The 16,910-nt window shown below is 64.3% G+C and carries 15 protein-coding genes; 12 read left to right on the top strand and 3 right to left on the bottom strand.

Annotation, left to right across the window (positions count from 1 at the left end):
- Nucleotides 1-34 precede the first annotated feature (34 nt).
- The gene (gene pgl / locus Q0602_RS18655; RefSeq protein ID WP_298846556.1) at nucleotides 35-709 is read right to left on the bottom strand and encodes a 6-phosphogluconolactonase; all 675 of its coding nucleotides are present in this window, start codon (nucleotides 707-709) and stop codon (nucleotides 35-37) included.
- Nucleotides 696-2,180 (bottom strand): glucose-6-phosphate dehydrogenase, encoded by a 1,485-nt coding sequence (gene zwf / locus Q0602_RS18650; RefSeq protein WP_298846552.1) that lies wholly within the window; start codon nucleotides 2,178-2,180, stop codon nucleotides 696-698. The genes pgl and zwf overlap by 14 nt, the downstream gene beginning before the upstream one ends.
- A gap of 236 nt (nucleotides 2,181-2,416) precedes the next feature.
- Between zwf and hexR the strand changes: the two genes are divergently transcribed.
- From hexR to Q0602_RS18630, 4 genes are all read left to right on the top strand, one after another.
- Nucleotides 2,417-3,277, top strand: coding sequence for a transcriptional regulator HexR (gene hexR / locus Q0602_RS18645; RefSeq protein ID WP_149436602.1), 861 nt, complete (start codon nucleotides 2,417-2,419; stop codon nucleotides 3,275-3,277).
- Nucleotides 3,278-3,395: 118 nt separating this feature from the next.
- The gene (locus Q0602_RS18640; RefSeq protein ID WP_298846547.1) at nucleotides 3,396-4,250 is read left to right on the top strand and encodes a putative selenate ABC transporter substrate-binding protein; all 855 of its coding nucleotides are present in this window, start codon (nucleotides 3,396-3,398) and stop codon (nucleotides 4,248-4,250) included.
- A 5-nt stretch (nucleotides 4,251-4,255) separates the two neighbouring features.
- The gene (locus Q0602_RS18635; RefSeq protein WP_298846544.1) at nucleotides 4,256-4,954 is read left to right on the top strand and encodes an ATP-binding cassette domain-containing protein; all 699 of its coding nucleotides are present in this window, start codon (nucleotides 4,256-4,258) and stop codon (nucleotides 4,952-4,954) included.
- Complete coding sequence (locus Q0602_RS18630) at nucleotides 4,951-6,447, top strand: ABC transporter permease (RefSeq protein WP_149436599.1); 1,497 nt, start codon at nucleotides 4,951-4,953, stop codon at nucleotides 6,445-6,447. Before Q0602_RS18635 ends, Q0602_RS18630 begins: the two co-directional genes overlap by 4 nt.
- Before the next feature lie 205 nt (nucleotides 6,448-6,652).
- On the opposite strand, the gene Q0602_RS18625 is transcribed toward Q0602_RS18630, so the two are convergent.
- Nucleotides 6,653-8,518, bottom strand: a complete 1,866-nt coding sequence (locus tag Q0602_RS18625) for a hypothetical protein (RefSeq protein WP_298846540.1) — start codon at nucleotides 8,516-8,518, stop codon at nucleotides 6,653-6,655.
- Between the two features lie 656 nt (nucleotides 8,519-9,174).
- Between Q0602_RS18625 and Q0602_RS18620 the strand changes: the two genes are divergently transcribed.
- The 8 genes from Q0602_RS18620 to Q0602_RS18585 form a co-directional block, all read left to right on the top strand.
- Nucleotides 9,175-9,864, top strand: coding sequence for a beta-ketoacyl synthase chain length factor (locus Q0602_RS18620; protein WP_298846537.1), 690 nt, complete (start codon nucleotides 9,175-9,177; stop codon nucleotides 9,862-9,864).
- A 136-nt stretch (nucleotides 9,865-10,000) separates the two neighbouring features.
- Nucleotides 10,001-10,267, top strand: a complete 267-nt coding sequence (locus Q0602_RS18615) for a phosphopantetheine-binding protein (RefSeq protein ID WP_149436596.1) — start codon at nucleotides 10,001-10,003, stop codon at nucleotides 10,265-10,267.
- 16 nt (nucleotides 10,268-10,283) lie between these two features.
- Nucleotides 10,284-10,889 carry a hypothetical protein gene (locus tag Q0602_RS18610; protein ID WP_298846533.1) on the top strand — a complete coding sequence of 202 codons (606 nt, stop codon included), beginning with the start codon at nucleotides 10,284-10,286 and terminating at the stop codon, nucleotides 10,887-10,889.
- Nucleotides 10,876-12,624: an AMP-binding protein gene (locus Q0602_RS18605; protein WP_298846530.1), complete on the top strand. Its 1,749-nt coding sequence runs from the start codon at nucleotides 10,876-10,878 to the stop codon at nucleotides 12,622-12,624. The genes Q0602_RS18610 and Q0602_RS18605 overlap by 14 nt, the downstream gene beginning before the upstream one ends.
- Nucleotides 12,625-12,627: 3 nt before the next feature.
- Nucleotides 12,628-13,383 (top strand): glycosyltransferase family 2 protein, encoded by a 756-nt coding sequence (locus Q0602_RS18600; RefSeq protein ID WP_298846527.1) that lies wholly within the window; start codon nucleotides 12,628-12,630, stop codon nucleotides 13,381-13,383.
- The gene (locus Q0602_RS18595) at nucleotides 13,380-14,372 is read left to right on the top strand and encodes a glycosyl transferase (RefSeq protein WP_298846523.1); all 993 of its coding nucleotides are present in this window, start codon (nucleotides 13,380-13,382) and stop codon (nucleotides 14,370-14,372) included. The genes Q0602_RS18600 and Q0602_RS18595 overlap by 4 nt, the downstream gene beginning before the upstream one ends.
- A gap of 40 nt (nucleotides 14,373-14,412) precedes the next feature.
- Nucleotides 14,413-14,964: an outer membrane lipoprotein carrier protein LolA gene (locus tag Q0602_RS18590; RefSeq protein WP_187776058.1), complete on the top strand. Its 552-nt coding sequence runs from the start codon at nucleotides 14,413-14,415 to the stop codon at nucleotides 14,962-14,964.
- A partial coding sequence (locus tag Q0602_RS18585) for a hypothetical protein (protein WP_298846521.1) occupies nucleotides 14,961-16,910 on the top strand: 1,950 nt, incomplete at its 3' end. The genes Q0602_RS18590 and Q0602_RS18585, both read left to right, overlap by 4 nt.

The raw sequence follows: 16,910 nt of genomic DNA, 5'->3' as shown, positions 1-16,910 counted from the left end.
GTACCCGGCCGTCGGGGCAGGCGGGGATGGCGCGTCAGGGCGCCCAGTAGAGGGTAAGCGGACAGGTCAGGAAGGCACGGATCGGCAGTTCGCGGACGTCATCCCCGCTGAGCGCCTGGGCCAGCACCGCTTTCTTGGCGTCGCCGACCAGATGCAGCGCGTGACGGCGGGCATCGTGAAGCCGGGCCGCGCTCAGGGTGATGCGAGGCTGGGGGACGCTGGGCGCCCGCACGGCCACGACGCTGTCGTCCGTGCTCAACGCCAGCGAGAGCTCGCCGCTGTCCGGAAACAGCGATGCGGTGTGACCGTCGTTGCCCATGCCGAGCACGACCAGACTGGCCGGCCAAGGCAGCGTCGCCAGACGGGCGGCGACCGTGGCCGCGCCCTGCTCCGGCGTGGGGTCGGAGGTGGTCAGCGGGTGAAAGGTCGCCGCGGCGGCCGGCCCTGTCAGCAGCGTTTCCCGGACCAGGCGCGCATTGCTGTCGGCGTGCTCCTCGGGCACCCAGCGCTCGTCGGCGAGGGTGACATCGACCCGCGACCACGCCACCGGCTGCTCGGCCAGCCGCCGGAAGAACGGCAGCGGGGTCGAACCGCCGGAGACGACCAGCAGCGCGCGTGGCTGGCTGGCCAGGTCCTCGTTCAAGGCATGGGCGGCGGCGACGGCCAAATGCGCGCCGATCTGCTCGCGGGCGTTCTCAGTAGTCTTCATACCAGGAGCGACCATCCTGCGTGATCATCGCGATGGAGGCCACGGGCCCCCAGGAGCCGGCCGGATAGCGACGCGGCGGAATGTCCCGTTTCTCCCAGCCGGCGATCAGCTGATCGACCCACTTCCAGGCGTACTCCACCTCGTCGCGACGGACGAACAGGTACTGTTGCCCCTTCATCACCTCGAGCAGCAGACGCTCGTAGGCATCCGGAATCCGCTCCTTGGGAAAGGCGTGGTTGAAGTCCAGGTGCAGCGGACCGGGACGCAGCCGCATGCCCTTGTCGAGCCCGCCGTCCTTGGTCAACACCTGCAGCGCGATGCCCTCCTCCGGCTGGAGACGGATCACCAGCTTGTTGGCGGCGAGGTTGCGCTGGTCCGGATCGAAGATGTAGTGCGGCTGCTGACGGAAATGGATCACGATCTGCGACAGTTTTTCCGGCATGCGCTTGCCGGTACGCAGGTAGAACGGCACGCCGGCCCAGCGCCAGTTGGCGACTTCGAGCCGCATGGCGACGAAGGTTTCGGTGGTGCTGGAGGTATTGGCGTCCTCCTCCTCGAGATACCCCGGGACGCTCTCGCCTTCCATGGTGCCGGCGACATACTGCCCGCGGACCACGTGCCGGTTGAGATCCTCGCCCTCCAGCGGCTTGAGCGCCTTGAGCACCTTGACCTTCTCGTCGCGAATGGCATCCGCATCGAGATTGGCCGGCGGATCCATGGCCAGCATGGTCAATAGTTGCAGGAGATGGTTCTGAACCATGTCGCGCAGCTGGCCGGCCTTGTCGAAATAGCCCCAGCGCCCCTCGATCCCCACCTGCTCGGCCACGGTGATCTCGACGTGGGAGATCTGGCTCTGGTTCCACTGGTTGCCGAACATCGGGTTGGCGAAACGCAGCGCGATCAGGTTCTGGACCGTCTCCTTGCCCAGGTAGTGATCCATGCGGTAGATACGCGATTCAGGGAAGACCGCACCGATGGCGTCGTTGATCTCGTGGGAGGAGTCGAGGTCGTAGCCGATCGGCTTTTCGACCACGACCCGGGAGTCGCCGTCCAGGCTGCCGCTCTCCTGGAGATTGGCGCAGATCGCCCCGTAGATGCTGGCGGGCACCGCCAGATAGATGGTCAGCGGGCACTGGGAGTCCGGGCTCTCGGCGTGCCAGTCCCGAATCTTCTCGTAACCGTCGACGGTGTCGAAATCGAGCTGGGTGTAATCGAGCCGCGCCAGGAACCGGTCCAGGCAGGTCTGCTCGAGCTCCTTGGCCTTGACCCGCTTCTTGAGCATCCCCAGCACCGTGCTGCGGAAACTGTCGGCGTCGTGCTCACGTCGTGCCAGCCCCAGAATCCGGGTGTCGGCCCCCAGAAGACCATCGCGATCCAGGTGATAGAGCGCCGGATAAAGCTTGCGCAGTGCCAGGTCGCCGAGCGCACCGAACAGAGCCAAATCCACGTTGGGCGTTGCCTCTCGAGTCATTGCCTCCCTCCACCAGAGTCGTTAATTTACGAATAAAATACGCCATGCGAATGGCTTTTGACATGCAACTTCGTAACTAAATTACCTCTACCGAAACCATTGTATCGTGCCTCGCCGCCAGCGGGCGCATGCGGCCTCGACTGTCGCAGCTTGGCGCTGGTGTCGCCAGAGGCTAGGATGCAGGGCCTGTGTGACGAATCAATCATCATTCCGCCGCTAGGAGATGCCCCGCAATCATGGCAATGCACGATCTCATCGCCCGCATTCGTTCGCGGGTCGACGACCTGAATCGCTCGGAACGCAAGGTCGCCGACGTCATCCTCCAGGACCCCAATGCGGCGATTGGCATGAGCATAGCCACTCTGGCACAGGCTGCCACGGTGAGCGAACCCACGGTCAACCGCTTCTGTCGCAATTTCGAGACCAAGGGCTACCCGGACTTCAAGATCCAGTTGGCCCAGAGCCTGGCGGGCGGAACCCCTTACGTCAGCCGCAGCGTCGAGAGTGACGACGACGCCGCCGCCTATACCGACAAGATCATCGGCGCGACCATCGCTGCGCTGGACGAGATCCGTCGCGGCATCGACCCCAGGCGCATCGAACGCGTCGTCGACCATCTTTCCCAGGCGCGGCAGATCCACTTCTTCGCGCTGGGCGCATCGGCACCGGCGGCATTCGACGCCCAGAACAAGTTCTTTCGCTTCAACCTGCCGGTCGGCGCCTACAACGACGTACTGATGCAGCGGATGATCGCCGCGGCGTCCCATACCGGGGACGTCATCGTCGTCATCTCCTACACGGGCCGGACCCGCGACCTGGTCGAAGTGGCTCAGGTGGCTCGAGACGCCGGCGCGCTGGTCATCGGCATCACGCGCGATGGATCGCCGCTGGCCAACGTCTGCACCGACATCCTCCCGGTCGATCTACCAGAGGACACCGAAGTCTACATGCCGATGAGCTCGCGCATGATCCACATGGCGCTGATCGACGTCCTGGCGACGGGCGTGACGCTGCGCCGGGGCGAGTCCTTCCTGCCGCACCTAAGGACCATCAAGGAGAGCCTGCGACCGACCAAGTTCCCGCCGAAGGAAGCATGAGGCCGGCCGCTGTTCCGACCTCGACGTATCGGTCATTTCCTACGACCACGCCAGTTTAATCCCGGTGCCGCAATGCGGTTATCATGAGCGTCTTTTCTCTCACCCGAGGTCGCCGCTCATGCGCTTGATGTTCGCCCTGATCCTGACAATGGTCTGCTCGGCCGCCAATGCCGCCGATACCTTCCGCTTCACCGCGATTCCGGACGAGGACCAGTCACGCTTGGTCGAGCGCTTCTCCAAGGTCGCCGACTACCTGTCGGACAAGCTCGGGGTCGATGTCGAGTACGTTCCCGTCACCTCCTACGGCGCCGCGGTCACCGCCTTCCGCAACGACCAGGTGCAACTGGCGTGGTTCGGTGGATTGTCGGGCGTACAGGCCCGCCAGCTGGTACCGGGCTCGAAAGCCATCGCCCAGGGCGCGGAAGACGCCGAGTTCCGCAGCTATTTCATCGCCAACACCGCGACGGGTATCGAGCCGAACCAGGACGAGCTTCCCGAGTCGGTCGCCGAACACTCGTTCACCTTCGGCGCCAAGACGTCGACCTCGGGCCGGTTGATGCCGGAGCACTTCATCCGCCAGCGCTTCGACGAAGCCCCCGACGAGCTCTTCTCCCGCGTCGGTTTCTCCGGCGACCACACCCGCACCATTGCGCTGGTCGAATCCGGCACCTACGACATCGGCGCCGTGAACTTCACCGTGTGGGACGCCGCCGTCGAGGATGGCCGCGTCGATACCGACAAGGTCGAAGTCATCTGGGAATCGCCGACCTACCCGGACTACCAGTGGACCCTGCGCGGCGATGCCGACGAGCGTTACGGCGAGGGATTCACCCACAAGGTGCAGCAGGCGCTGCTCGACATGACCGACCCTGCCTTGCTGGAAAGCTTTCCGCGCTCGGGCTTCATCCCGGCCAGCAACGACGACTATGGCCCGATCGAAGCGGTGGGCAAATCCATCGGTCTGCTGCGCTGACACCGATGCCGCTACTGGAGTTGGACAGGGTCGATCTGGGCCACGGGACGCAAGTCGTGCTGCCCGGCCTTTCGTTGACCTTCGAAGCTGGCGAGCGCGTGGCCCTGCTGGGCCAGAGCGGTGCCGGCAAGTCCACGCTGCTCGCCGAGATTCGGCGCCGGCTGGACAGCGAGGCCGCCTGGTGTCCGCAGGGGCACGGCCTGGTGCCGCTACTCTCGGTCTATCACAACGTCTATATGGGACGACTGGAGCGGCACGGGGCGCTGGCCAACCTGATCAATCTCCTGAAGCCCCGGCACGAAGCCTGGCAGGAGATCGGCCTCCTGGTCCGTGAACTGGGCCTGGAGGGCCTGCTCCGCCGCCCGGTGGAGCAGCTCTCCGGGGGCCAGCGCCAGCGCGTGGCGATCGCCAGAGCCCTGTACCAGCAGCGCAGCATCTTCCTCGGCGACGAACCGCTGGCCAGCGTCGACCCCCATCAGGCGCTGCGGCTGCTGGCGCGCATCCAGGCGCGCCACACCTCCAGCATCATTGCGCTGCATCAGCACCGGCTGGCGCTGGACCACTTCGATCGGGTCATTGGTCTGCGTGACGGTCAGGTGGTGCTGGACGCGCCCGCCCGCGAGCTGACACTGGCGAGCCTCGACGCCCTCTATCCGGATGCCGGCCCATCGAACCACGAGGCCGGAGTCGCCGCATCGACATGAGTGCCGCCCCTGGTTTGCTGCGGGGACGCAGCCCTGGCCTGACGCTGGCGCGCCGTTCGCTGGCGCTGATACTGCTCTGCCTGCTGCTGCTTCCCTTCGCCGATTTGCGCATCATCACGGTCGATCCGTGGGGCGAGCTGTGGCGGATGGCCCTGGGTTTCGCCTGGCCCGATTTCATGGCGCTGGAGAGCCCGTTGCGCGCCATCGTCCTCACCGTCAGTGTCGCGCTGTGGGGCACGTTCATCGGCGCGATACTCGGCTTTCCGCTGGCGCTGCTGTTTCATCACTCGAGACTGGTGCGCGGTTTCTGTGCATTCGTCCGCGCCATTCACGAGCTGTTCTGGGCACTGCTGTTTCTCCAGGTTTTCGGCCTGTCCGCGGTCACCGCCCTTGCCGCGCTGGCCATTCCTTATGCCGGCATCTTCGCCAAGGTCTACGCGGAGATTCTGGAGCTCACGCCTAGGGCGCCGAACGACGCGCTGCCCAGCGGGGTCGATCGGCTGTCACGCTTCCTCTATGCCGAACTGCCGCTGGTCTGGGAGCGCCTCGCCAGCTACACCCGCTATCGATTCGAGTGCGCCATGCGCGCCAGCGTGCTGCTCGGGTTCGTGGGCCTGCCGACACTCGGGTTCTATCTGGAGAGCGCCTTTCGCGAGGGACGCTTCGGCGAAGCCGGTGCGCTGCTCTGGATCTTCTACGCGCTGGTCGCCACCTTGCAGTGGTGGGGACATCGTCGCCTGCTGTTACCGCTGCTGGTGGGCGCCTTGTTCTTCCTCGGCCCGTGGCCGGATGTCGATGGCGAGCTGCTGTGGCGCTTCGTCAGCCACGACCTGTGGCCGGCCCCGCTGCTGGAGGGAAACCTCCCCGGCCTGGGCGCCTGGCTGGCCGGGCTGCCGGATCTGCTGCCGGCGATCGGCAACACGCTACTGCTGGCGCTCATGGGCACTGTCGGCAGCCTGCTACTGGCGCTACTGCTATGGCCGCTGGCCAGCCGTCACTTCGGCCGCCCCTGGCTGGGTTTCGGCGGACGGATGCTGCTGGTCGTCGTGCGTTCGACGCCGGAACTGATGCTCGCCTTCATCTTCCTGCTGATGCTCGGGCCGTCGATGTTGCCGGCGTGGCTGGCACTCGCCCTGCACAACGGTGCCCTGATCGCGTTCCTGGTCGCGCGTCACGCCGACGGTCTGACGCTGGGCATGCCTAATCTCCCGGCGTCCGGGCGCTACGCCTACGAACTGCTGCCCCGCCTCTATCCCAATTTGCTGGCCCTGATCTGCTACCGCGCGGAGGTCATCATGCGAGAGACCGCGCTGCTCGGCATGCTGGGTGTCGCTACCCTGGGGTTCTACATCGACTCCAGCTTTCAGTACCTGATGTTCGATCAGGCCTTTTTCCTGCTGCTGGTCACCGCCGCGCTCAACATCGCCATCGACGCCATCTCCCGCCGCTTCCGGCCTCGCGAGGTGCCGCTCGACGATCCGTGTAGCCGGTAGTCGATGCGGGACCAGGACGAGATGAATTTGAGCGGCTTTTGAGAATCCGGGCGATAAAAAGCCATCCATACGGGCTCGCTCTCCCGTCAACCATCTATTCGAACAGCACTTTTGAAAGGTGGCCGGTTCGGCATGAAAATCCCGGCCATTGGGAGTGGCCGGGGCTCGTGTCATGTCGGGAGCTGGCACCGGCTATCCATTGCTGTCAAATGCCACTCTCATTCCAAACCTGCTTGGCCAAATCGTCGATTTGCTCGTTGCCACCATGGCGTTTCAGATAGCCGTTGAAAACATCGGCCTCATCATCGAAGTTGCCGATGCGGTCCTTGAGCTGCTTTTTAGTGAATTCACTCAGATCCTCGTAGCTATCGAAATCCCCATTGACGAGGTTGTATTCAAGCAAGCCCTTATAGCGGTCAGCAAGATCACCCTCCATATAAAGGGTCTTCCGGTCATCCACATCGACACCATCAACGATAGTCTTGACGATACCATTGAGATTATGATCGAAATCCTCTTCACCCTGAATAAAGTCATCTCTGGGCACCAAGTGATTATCTGACCGCCACGCATCGTAAGACAGCTCCTTCAGTTGCTCTTCACCATCGTGTCGCTTGAGATAACCCGCAAATACATCTGCCTCATCACCAAAATTACCAAGGCGGTCCATAAGTTGCTCTTTGGTATCATTGTGCAGCTCTTGCCAATTGTCATAGTCACCATTGGTGAGATTATAATCCAGCAGCTGCTTGTACCGTTCTGCAAGGTCACCTTCCATGTAAAGTGTGGTTCGATCTTCAACATCGACCCCCTCGCGAATCGTCTCGACCAAGCTATTCAATTTGTCATCGAACTCATCATCATCCTTGATCAATGCGAGACCGACACTGACACCATCAACTTCATCCAGCAGCTCATCCATTGAAAGATCGTCAAGGCCACCCCCTCTGACTTCATCGATATAACTCTTGGCATCAAACCCCTCGTGGATATCAATGGGCGCCCCCTTGTGTTCCTCGTCATAGGTGACTCGACCGCCGCCTGGCTTGGTTTGAAGTTCCTGCTGGACCACGGCGCCGCCAATGCCGATGGTGGGCTTGTCGCCGATCCCGAGAAAGGAGTGCATTATCTCGTGCGCCATTAAGGAGACGTTGCCGAGATTATCTTTGGATTCATAATCCTCCGTTCTAACGCCTTCGTAGGCATCATGGGCGTTCAGTGTCGTGGAATAGTCGTCGAATGGAGAGCTAACGGTACCGCCACCCTGGCCAATGGTGGAGAAGTTGAATTTCTTTTCTCCATTGGTGTCTTCCAGCGTAGAACGCATGGTTTCTTTCATGAAACCGCTATTATCGTACATGTAGATTACGTCTTTACGAATCTTATCGCCATGCTCTCCTGAAAAAGAGAAAATTCCGAGGCGCTCCATATCATCGACGAACTCTTCCCCTGACATATCGTCATCCGCCATGACTTCATCAAAACCGGGGCCCTCACCGGGGGGTTGCACATCCCAGTTCGAATCCTCGTTGAACACCTCTTTCAACGAAGATTTGACGTCTGCATCACTGGGGATGTCGATTTGAAGCACATCGCCGTTGACAATCGAGGCGCGACTGTCGTCGCCATTGAGACGAAAGTTGACGCGAACGCCATTCTCTATGGCTTCGTCAAAGGCTTCTGCAAATTCAGGGTCAGATTCCAGCAACTCTTCCAGCGCGTTCCGAACGACATTTTGGTCTTCGGCCTTGTCAGACTCTTCGTCATCAGCGTTGCGCCGCGTGTCGCGCTCCAATGAGACCTTGTCATCAAAGATCAAGCCATCCACGACGGGGGTATCGGAACCCATTCCTCCTCCACCCAGGATATCCCCGATCTCATCAATGGGTATTTTTTGCTCGTCTTTATCATCCCCACGATTGGTCGGACTGGAAGTTTTTTCATCGCCACGACTCTGGCCCGTCTTTCCCAGAGCGTCCTCTAAAGCGCGACCAAACTCCTCAACTCTATCGACACCTAGAAAAACGTTTCTTGATGCCAAACTACTCTCTATACCAGTGGGCTGAGTCATTTTGTTTTCCTTAAGTTTTTTCAACCTCGACTTAAAATAAAATACCACGCTCATCCAAGATGATCTGTAAAAACCAAGATCCCGACACTTGCATTGAACGCAATTAGCCTGAAAGATTACCTAGCCAAATATCATGGCACGATGCCGCTTATGGCATTTTTTGTTATTTTTGAAAACGGCATGGTAAGGAAACGCACGCTTGCGCAACAAACGTCAACAGGTGACAGCCCCTCCTGTCGACGGGAGGTCAAGCGATGTGCCAAGAAGGCCGTCTGCTGGAACGTCGACTCGGTCGTCTCGGCGCCGAATCGGCGCCCCGCCCCGCGGCTGCCGCCATGTCGCGCCTCGGAACGGGTGACAGGAGAGGGAGTGGCATTCCCGATAGCGACCAGGTTACCGGTGCGCGTTTTTTTACCTCCCGCACACATCACGATTTAACCTGCATCAAGTCTTTCATCGGGGAGCGACGGTAGTCTTGTCGAGCCCGAAGGATCGTCCTCCCTAGGGTGCGCCGGACTCCGGTTCGGCGCTTTGATGCCTCCGGACGGTGGACATCGTCGATGCCCCTCCAGAATCCATAAAGCTTGCACCGCGTAAGCGCCGTTTTCCGTTATGATGCGTAAAATTGTTGCAATACGGATCGTTGAAGCGACGCCATGACGGATCTTTACCTACAGGATTGGCGAGCCTGGACACCTCACCGCGAGGCTGCCGGGGAATCTCGACTCGATACACAAGACAAACCTGCCGGCAAGGCCGTTCCCGCGATGCTGCGACGTCGCCTCAACCTGCTCGGGCGCGCCGTCTGCGACATGCTGGCAACGCTCGATCCCGAAGCCGACCGTATCGTATTGCACGCCTCGCGCCACGGCGATGGTGAACGCACGCTGGAAATGCTCTACGGCCTCAATGAGGGCGAACCGCTCTCCCCGGCCCGGTTCGGTCTGTCGGTTCACAACGCCACGGCCGGCGTCTACTCCATCGCCAGTGGCAATCGGCGCAGCCAGCAGGCGATTGCCGCCAGCGGTGGCGAATGGGCCGCACTGATCGCGGAAGCCAGCGGCTATCTCGCCGATGGGCAGCCGAGTCTCCTGCTGGTCTTCGGCGATCAGCCCGTTCCCCAGCGGTTCGCCGCGTACGCGCCCGCGTCACTATCCGCCGCCGTCGCCCTTCGGGTCGGCAGCCAGCCGACCGAAGGTGCCCGGCGCCTGGTCGAGACGATGACTCCGGCAGGCGGCACGACCTTGCAACCCCTGGATGTCATCGACTGGCTGATGGGCAGTCATCAGCGGATCGCGTGCCCCATCAGCCAACGCGGTTGGCAACTCGAGTCTCTTCGGTCATGATCCGCCCCCCGCAACGACCAGTTTCAGCGACGGAACGACCGCCGCACCCGGCCGGTAAGCTACCGGCTGCGCGCCCGACATCACGATCGAGCGCCAGTAAACGATAACGAACGAGTCACAAGGACGATCAAGACCGATGACCACGACAGCGCTGGAACACGAACTCAAGCAGATGATCATCGAGACCCTGGAGCTCGAGGATGTGACGCCGGACGACATCGATCCCGAAGAGCCGCTGTTCGTCGAAGGACTGGGACTGGACTCCATCGACGCGCTGGAACTGGGCCTCGCGCTACAGAAGCGCTACGGCATCACGCTGGAGTCCGAGGCGGAATCCTCCCGTCAGCATTTCGCCAACCTGAAGAGTCTGGCGGCTCTGGTCGAATCGCGTCGCCAGAAATGACAGCGGCGGTGCCCTCGTGATTTCGTCGATTCCCACCCACGGCCGCAACCGGCTGCTCTGGCTGGCAGTAGCCATCATCGGCCTGGTCTGGCCCCTGGTGGTTCACTTCCTGTTGCCGCACTACGGTGCCTGGCCGTTGCTGATGGTGATGGCCGCCGCTGCCTGGTGGCGACTGCCGTCGGCGCAACGGCGCTGGGGATGGAGTCTGGTGCCGCTGGTCCTCCTGCTGACGGCGACCGGCAGTGCGGAGCTCGGCCTGCGGCTATGGCCGGTCGTGGTCAACCTCGCTCTGCTGCTGGTCTTTTCCCATGGCCTGCGTCATCCGCCGACGCTGATCGAACGGTTCGCTCGCAGGCAGGAGCCCGATCTGCCGCCTCACGCCGTGCGCTACACCCGGCGGGTGACCCAGGCCTGGTGCATCTTCTTCGCCCTCAACGGTGCCATTGCCCTGTTCACTGCGATTTTCGCCGACCCCGATGTCTGGGCCTGGTACAACGGCGGCATCGTCTACGGCCTGATGCTAGCCATGTTCCTGGGGGAATGGTGCTTGCGCCAGCGGGTCAGACGGCGAGCGGAAGCGGCCATGAGACAGCAAGGCGAGGCGCGCCATGACGTTTCGTAGACTCGGCGATCGGCCGTGGCGTGACCGCCCCCAGGCGGATGCCATCGCCTGGATCCCCCCGAAGGGAGCTACGCCGTCTCGCTGGCTGACCGTGGGCGAGTGGCAGGGGCGTATCGGCGCCTGGCAGCAACGACTGCTCGAGACGCCCAACGAGAGTGACGGCTGGCGACTGTTCGAGCCGGACCCGGTAGAGTTCAGCGCGGCGCTGGTCGCGATCTGGGAGCGCGGCGATCGCGTCGTGCTACCTGCGGACAATCAGCCGAAGACGCTGACGGCCCTGCACGGCACCGGCGTGGCGCTCGGGCCGGCCGAGCCGATGCTCGGGAGCGACCGGTCGAAAAGCTCCCCAGGCCGCGCCCCCCAGTGGGACTCGCGGCCGCTACCCGCCGTTGCCGTCTCGCTTTACACCTCAGGCTCCAGCGGCGAGCCCCAGCGACTGGACAAACGTTTCGATCAGCTGGATGCCGAGCTCGCCACCCAGGCCTCGCTCTGGCCTCTGGCGGGCCGACTGGTCGTCAGCCAGGTCAGTCACCAGCATATCTACGGCCTGCTGTTCTCGATCCTGCGCCCACTGTGCGAGTACAGCCCCTTCGCGACCCAGCCCTGTCGCTACCCGGAAACCCTCTACACCTGGTTGCAGTACTGCCAGGCGACCGGCAAGCGGATGATTCTCGTCAGCGCGCCACCGGCGCTGTCTCGCCTGCCGGAAGCGCTCGACTGGAAGCCGGCAAGCGCGGCGCTCGAGACGATCTACAGCTCGGGAGCGCCGCTCTCCCGGAGCGCCAGCGACCTGGTCCACGAGCGGCTCGGCACGCCCGTCCACGAGGTGTACGGCAGCTCCGAGACCGGCGGCATCGCCTGGCGCGTCCAGCAGCGTGAATCCGCCTGGACCGCCCTGCCCGGGGTCGAGGTCAGCCACGGCGACGACAATCGCCTGTGGCTGCGCTCGCGCCACCTGGAAATCCCGGATCAGTGGCAACGCCAGGCAGACCTGATCGCGCTGACGGACCGGGGCTTCGAACTGCTGGGCCGTGCCGACCGAATCGTCAAGATCGGCGGCAAACGGATCTCGCTGACGGCGATGGACCGCGCACTGAGCGGGCTCCCCGGCGTCGAGCGGGCGCAGACCCTGACGCTGCAACGCCGTGACCTGCGCCTCGCCGCCATCGTCCAGCTGTCGCCGAGCGAGGTGCCCCACGATCACCGCCAGCATCGCGACACGGTAAAGCGGCTGCGCCGGGCACTCGCCGCCCATTTCGAGACGCCGGTGCTACCCCGCTACTGGCGCTTCGTCGCCCCCTGGCCGACCAATGCCCAGGGCAAGCTGGGCGCGGAGATCCGACAGCGCCTGTTCCTCGACCTGGAGGATCGACGCGCGCCACGCTGGCTGGGCGAACGCGTCCACGACAGCGGCTGGCGGGTCACGCTGGAGGTACCCGAACACTGCGCCTATGTCGACGGACACTTCGACGGTCAGCCGGTGCTCCCCGGCATCGCCCTGGTGCACTGGGCGATGCAGCAGGCGCGCCGGCTGTTCGCGCTGACCAGCGATTTCGACGGACTCGAGCGGCTGCGATTTCCCCAGCCGCTGCTGCCCGGCGATCGCTTCGAAATGTCCCTCGAGCACCGTCGGGGCGACGGGGCCGAGAGCCTGCGCCTCGAGTGCGACAGCCGGCGCGGGAAACATGTCAGCGGCCGCATCGCCCTGGTCGATCGGCAAAAGCGGGAGAGTTAGAGGATGTCGAGAGAGAGCAGCGCCCGCATCGCGGTCCTGGTGCCGGTCTACAACCACGCCGAGGCGGTCGGCCAGACCCTGGCGCGGCTACGCCTGCTGCAGTTGCCGGTCATCCTGGTCGATGACGGTAGCGACGCGCACTGTGCAGGGGTGCTGGATGCCCTGGCAGACGTCGAGTCGGTGGATCTGGTCAGGCTGCCCGTCAACCGGGGCAAGGGCGCGGCGGTGCGGGCGGGCCTGGCACGAGCCGCCGAGCGCGGGCTGACCCACGTGTTGCAGGTGGATGCGGATGGCCAGCACGAAGCGGCCGACCTGCCGCCCTTCGTCGAGGGGCTCCGCGCCGGCGACGAGGTCCTGCGGCTCGGCTACCCGCGATTCGACGCCAGCGTGCCCCGGCACCGCTTCTACTCCCGCTATATCACCCATTCGCTGGTCTGGCTGGCGACGCTGTCGTTCGATCTTCGCGACACCATGTGCGGGGTCAAGCTCTACCCCGTCGCCGCCGTCAACCGGCTGGTTGCCGAACACCCCTGCGGCGATCGCATGGAGTTCGACAGCGAGCTTCCGGTACGCTGGCACTGGCAGGGCGAACGCGTCGTCAACCTGCCCGTCCGGGTCCGCTACCCTATCGACGGCGTCTCCCACTTCCAGCTATGGCGGGACAACGTACTGCTCGCCCGCATGCATCTGCGTCTGGTGCTCGGCATGTTCAGACGCCTCCCCGATCTCTTGAGCCGCCGCCAGGAACGACTCTCATGACACCGATCAGCAGCAATCCCAATCACTGGTCGAGAATTCGCGAGACCGGCACTGCCGGCGGGGTTCGCGCCATGGTCTGGATCCGGCGCAAGCTGGGACGGCTACCGTTCCAGTTCATGCTGCTGCTGGTGATCGTCTACTACTATATTGCCCACGGTCTGCATCGGCGCGCCTCCCATACCTACCTTACCCGACTGTGGCGGCACCGTTACGGCCATGCGCCCAAGCGTCTGACCTGGCTGAGCCTGCGCCACTTCCGCAGTTTCGGGCAGAGCCTGATGGACAAGATCGACGCCTGGAGCGGCATCCCACCGGCGCTCAGCTTCGAGGGCGATACGCGGGAGCGGTTTCGCCAGGCGGTCGAGAGCGGGCACGGCGGGATCATGCTGGTCTCCCATGTCGGCAACATGGAGATCTGCACCGCCATGAGCGACATGCAGGAGGACTTCCGCGCGACGCTGCTGATGCACACACGCAATGCGCAGCAGTTCGACGAGGTCCTGGCGCGCTCGACCCACCGCGCGAACCCGCCCGAGATCGTCGAGGTCAGCGAGATCACGCCGTCGACGGCGATGAAGCTGGGGCGCCGGATCGCGGAAGGCGGTTTCGTGGTGATCGCCGCCGATCGTGTGCCGATCAGCGATAGCGGACGCGCCCGCACGCTTCCCTTCCTGGGCCACCCGGCGCGTTTTCCGGAAGGCCCGTTCTGGCTGGCGAGCCTGCTGCGCTGCCCGATCTACACCATCGGCTGCTTTCGCGAACCCACCAGCTATCGCATCGACTTCGACCACTTCGACGATACCAGCGACTTGAGCCGGCGGGATCGGGAGGCATGGATGGATGGCGCCATGCGGCGCTACGTCGACTGGCTGACGCTGCAGTGCGAGAAGACCCCGCTGCAGTGGTTCAACTTCTTCCCCTTCTGGCTCGACTGCGAGGACGCCCACGCCGCGGACCCCGGCCATGAGGACGAGCGCCCCGTCACCTGACCGGGCGATTCCCGACACGCGATACCCCGAGGACCCGACCATGCCGTTTCGTCGATGGTGGATCACACTGCTGCTACTGGTGCCGTTGAGCGCCCAGGCCTTCGATCTGGACGACCTGCAACGCCAGCTCGCCGCCACGCCCTCGCTGGCGGGCAGCTTCGAGCAGCAGCGCGAACTGGCGGACCTCGACAGCTCGCTTTCCAGCCAGGGCACGTTTCTGTTCGAGCGCGGCAAGCGCGTCGTCTGGCAACTCGAGCAACCGGTCGAGGAGCGGATCGAGCTGACCCCGCAGGCGATAACCGATGGCAGCGGCGAGAACGCGCCGCCCGGTGGCGAGCAGGTCGCCCAGTTGTTCCTGCAGTTGCTGGAAGGCGACTGGCAGGCGCTGGAGTCCCGCTTCACCCTGGCGCTATCCGGTGACCGGGATGACTGGCAGGTCGCCCTGACCCCGAAGGAAGCCGCCCTGCGCGAGCGCATCGCCGAGATCCATCTGCGGGGGTCTGACACCATCGATCATCTCGACATGCGCACGCCCGACGGCGACCGGTTGAAGGTCCGGCTATTCGACCAGCATCCGCTGAACGACTCATGACGGACAGGGGCTACCGTCGGCTCGGCTGGCTCTGGCTCGCGGCGCTGGCACTCTGTGCCCTCTGGCTGGGCTGGATGCTGCGCCAGGGCCTGCCCGCCGATACCGACCTCACCGCGCTGCTGCCCGCCGACCGGCAGGCGCCGCTGGTCGAGAAAGCGGACCGTGAACTGGGGCGCGGTTTCGAGAATCGCTTCCTGCTGCTGCTCGGCGATGACGAACGGGTACCGACGACGCAAGCGCTGGGCCGGTCGCTGCAACGGCTGGTCGACGAGGGCCAACTGGCCGGGGTCGACTGGCGCGAGCTCGATCTGGCCGACGCCGACCCGCACGGCTGGATGGGACAGTGGCGCTATCGTCTGCTGACGCCGCAGTGGCAGCAGGCCATCGACACCGATGGCGGCAGTACGCTGGTCGAGCCGGCGCTGCGCCGGCTGTTCTCGCCGACGGCGCGCCCGGAGCCCGTCGCCGACCCCTTCGGGCTGCTCGACGCCTGGCTGTCACGCCTGCCACGCAGCCCGATCGGCGCCGCCGACGGCCTGTTGACGCTGGATGCCGAGGGGCGGCAATGGAGCGTGCTGATCGGCGAGTTGAAGGGTTCCCCCTACGACCTGCCGATGCAGAATGCCCTGCACAGCGCGCTCGAACGGTTTCAACAGCAGCATCCCGATGCCGAACTGCTGCGTTCCGGCCTGGTGTTCCACGCCGCCGCCGGCGCCCGTCAGGCGAAGCGGGAGATGTCCACCATCGGCGCCGCCTCTCTACTCGGGGTACTGCTGGTCATCGGTTTCGTGTTTCGCTCGCCCCGGGTGCTGCTGCAACTGATGGTGCCCCTGCTGGCCGGTTCGCTGTTCGCGCTGACGCTGACACTGGGGATCTTCGGACGCCTGCACCTGCTGACCCTGGCCTTCGGCGCCAGCCTGATCGGCATCGCCGTCGACTATGTGCTCCACCTGCAGTGCGACCGCGTCATCGATGGCAGGCAATTCCGGCTTCGCCGACTGATGCCGAGCCTGACGCTGGGCCTGATCTCGAGCGTCATCGCCTATGTGGCCCAGGCACTGACACCGATGCCGGGATTGCGCCAGATGGCGGCGTTCGCCGCCTTCGGGCTGATCGGCGCCTGGCTCACCGTGGTGCTGTGGCTTCCCCGCTTCACCCTTCACGCCTCCCCGTTCACGGCGCGTCTGGCGACGCGCTGGTGGCGACTGTGTCAGCCTCGCTGGCGACTGTCGCCATGGCTCGCCCTGGCCGGCGCGCTGGTTCTGGCGACCTTCTGCGGCCTGCGCCTGACCAGCGACGACAGCCTGGAACTGCTCAATCCCTCGCCGGCGGCGCTGATGCAGGACGAGCAGCGCGTACAACAGCTGCTCGACCGCGATACCGGCAGCCGCTATTTCCTGGTTCGGGCCGCGGATACCCAGTCGCTGTTGACCCGGCTCGATATGCTGGACGGCTCACTCGACCGTGCCATCGCCGACGGTCTCCAGGTCGAGTATCAATCGCTGGCCGGATCGGTGCCGACGATGGCCGAGCAGCAGGCCAACCTGGCCCGGGTACGCAAGCTCTACGGCGCACCGCTGGACGCGCTGGTGGAGCGAGCGGGCTTGCCGGCGACCGTCGCCGACGAGGCGCGGGCACGCTTGCAGCAGGCGCCGCCATTGACCCTGGCCGAATGGCTCGAGACGCCTCTGGGCTCGCTCCAGCAGCGGCTGTGGCTGGGCAAGACGGACGACGGCGGGGTGGCCGCCACCGTGGTGATATCCGGCGCTCGCGATGCCCGCACCGATGCGACCCTGTCGACCCTAGCCGACTCGCTACCGAAGGTGGAGTACAGCGACCGCGTCAGCCGCATCGGCGGGCTGCTCGGCGGGTACGTCACCGCCGATGCGAAGGACTCCGACGTCTACGCCCTCTACCTCGTCCAGGCCGGGATCTCCCTGCCCGAT

This window comes from uncultured Salinicola sp., assembly GCF_937921195.1.
In the GTDB taxonomy this organism is placed as follows: Bacteria; Pseudomonadota; Gammaproteobacteria; order Pseudomonadales; family Halomonadaceae; genus Salinicola.
Note: the sequence above shows the minus strand (reverse complement) of the source record. Positions and strands in the feature narration are given on the sequence as shown.

Coding starts and splice junctions, on each gene's coding strand:
- pgl (WP_298846556.1), bottom strand. CDS start 709: ATGAAGACTACTGAGAACGCCCGCGAGCAGATCGGCGCGCATTTGGCC.
- zwf (WP_298846552.1), bottom strand. CDS start 2,180: ATGACTCGAGAGGCAACGCCCAACGTGGATTTGGCTCTGTTCGGTGCG.
- hexR (WP_149436602.1), top strand. CDS start 2,417: ATGGCAATGCACGATCTCATCGCCCGCATTCGTTCGCGGGTCGACGAC.
- Q0602_RS18640 (WP_298846547.1), top strand. CDS start 3,396: ATGCGCTTGATGTTCGCCCTGATCCTGACAATGGTCTGCTCGGCCGCC.
- Q0602_RS18635 (WP_298846544.1), top strand. CDS start 4,256: ATGCCGCTACTGGAGTTGGACAGGGTCGATCTGGGCCACGGGACGCAA.
- Q0602_RS18630 (WP_149436599.1), top strand. CDS start 4,951: ATGAGTGCCGCCCCTGGTTTGCTGCGGGGACGCAGCCCTGGCCTGACG.
- Q0602_RS18625 (WP_298846540.1), bottom strand. CDS start 8,518: ATGACTCAGCCCACTGGTATAGAGAGTAGTTTGGCATCAAGAAACGTT.
- Q0602_RS18620 (WP_298846537.1), top strand. CDS start 9,175: ATGACGGATCTTTACCTACAGGATTGGCGAGCCTGGACACCTCACCGC.
- Q0602_RS18615 (WP_149436596.1), top strand. CDS start 10,001: ATGACCACGACAGCGCTGGAACACGAACTCAAGCAGATGATCATCGAG.
- Q0602_RS18605 (WP_298846530.1), top strand. CDS start 10,876: ATGACGTTTCGTAGACTCGGCGATCGGCCGTGGCGTGACCGCCCCCAG.
- Q0602_RS18600 (WP_298846527.1), top strand. CDS start 12,628: ATGTCGAGAGAGAGCAGCGCCCGCATCGCGGTCCTGGTGCCGGTCTAC.
- Q0602_RS18595 (WP_298846523.1), top strand. CDS start 13,380: ATGACACCGATCAGCAGCAATCCCAATCACTGGTCGAGAATTCGCGAG.
- Q0602_RS18590 (WP_187776058.1), top strand. CDS start 14,413: ATGCCGTTTCGTCGATGGTGGATCACACTGCTGCTACTGGTGCCGTTG.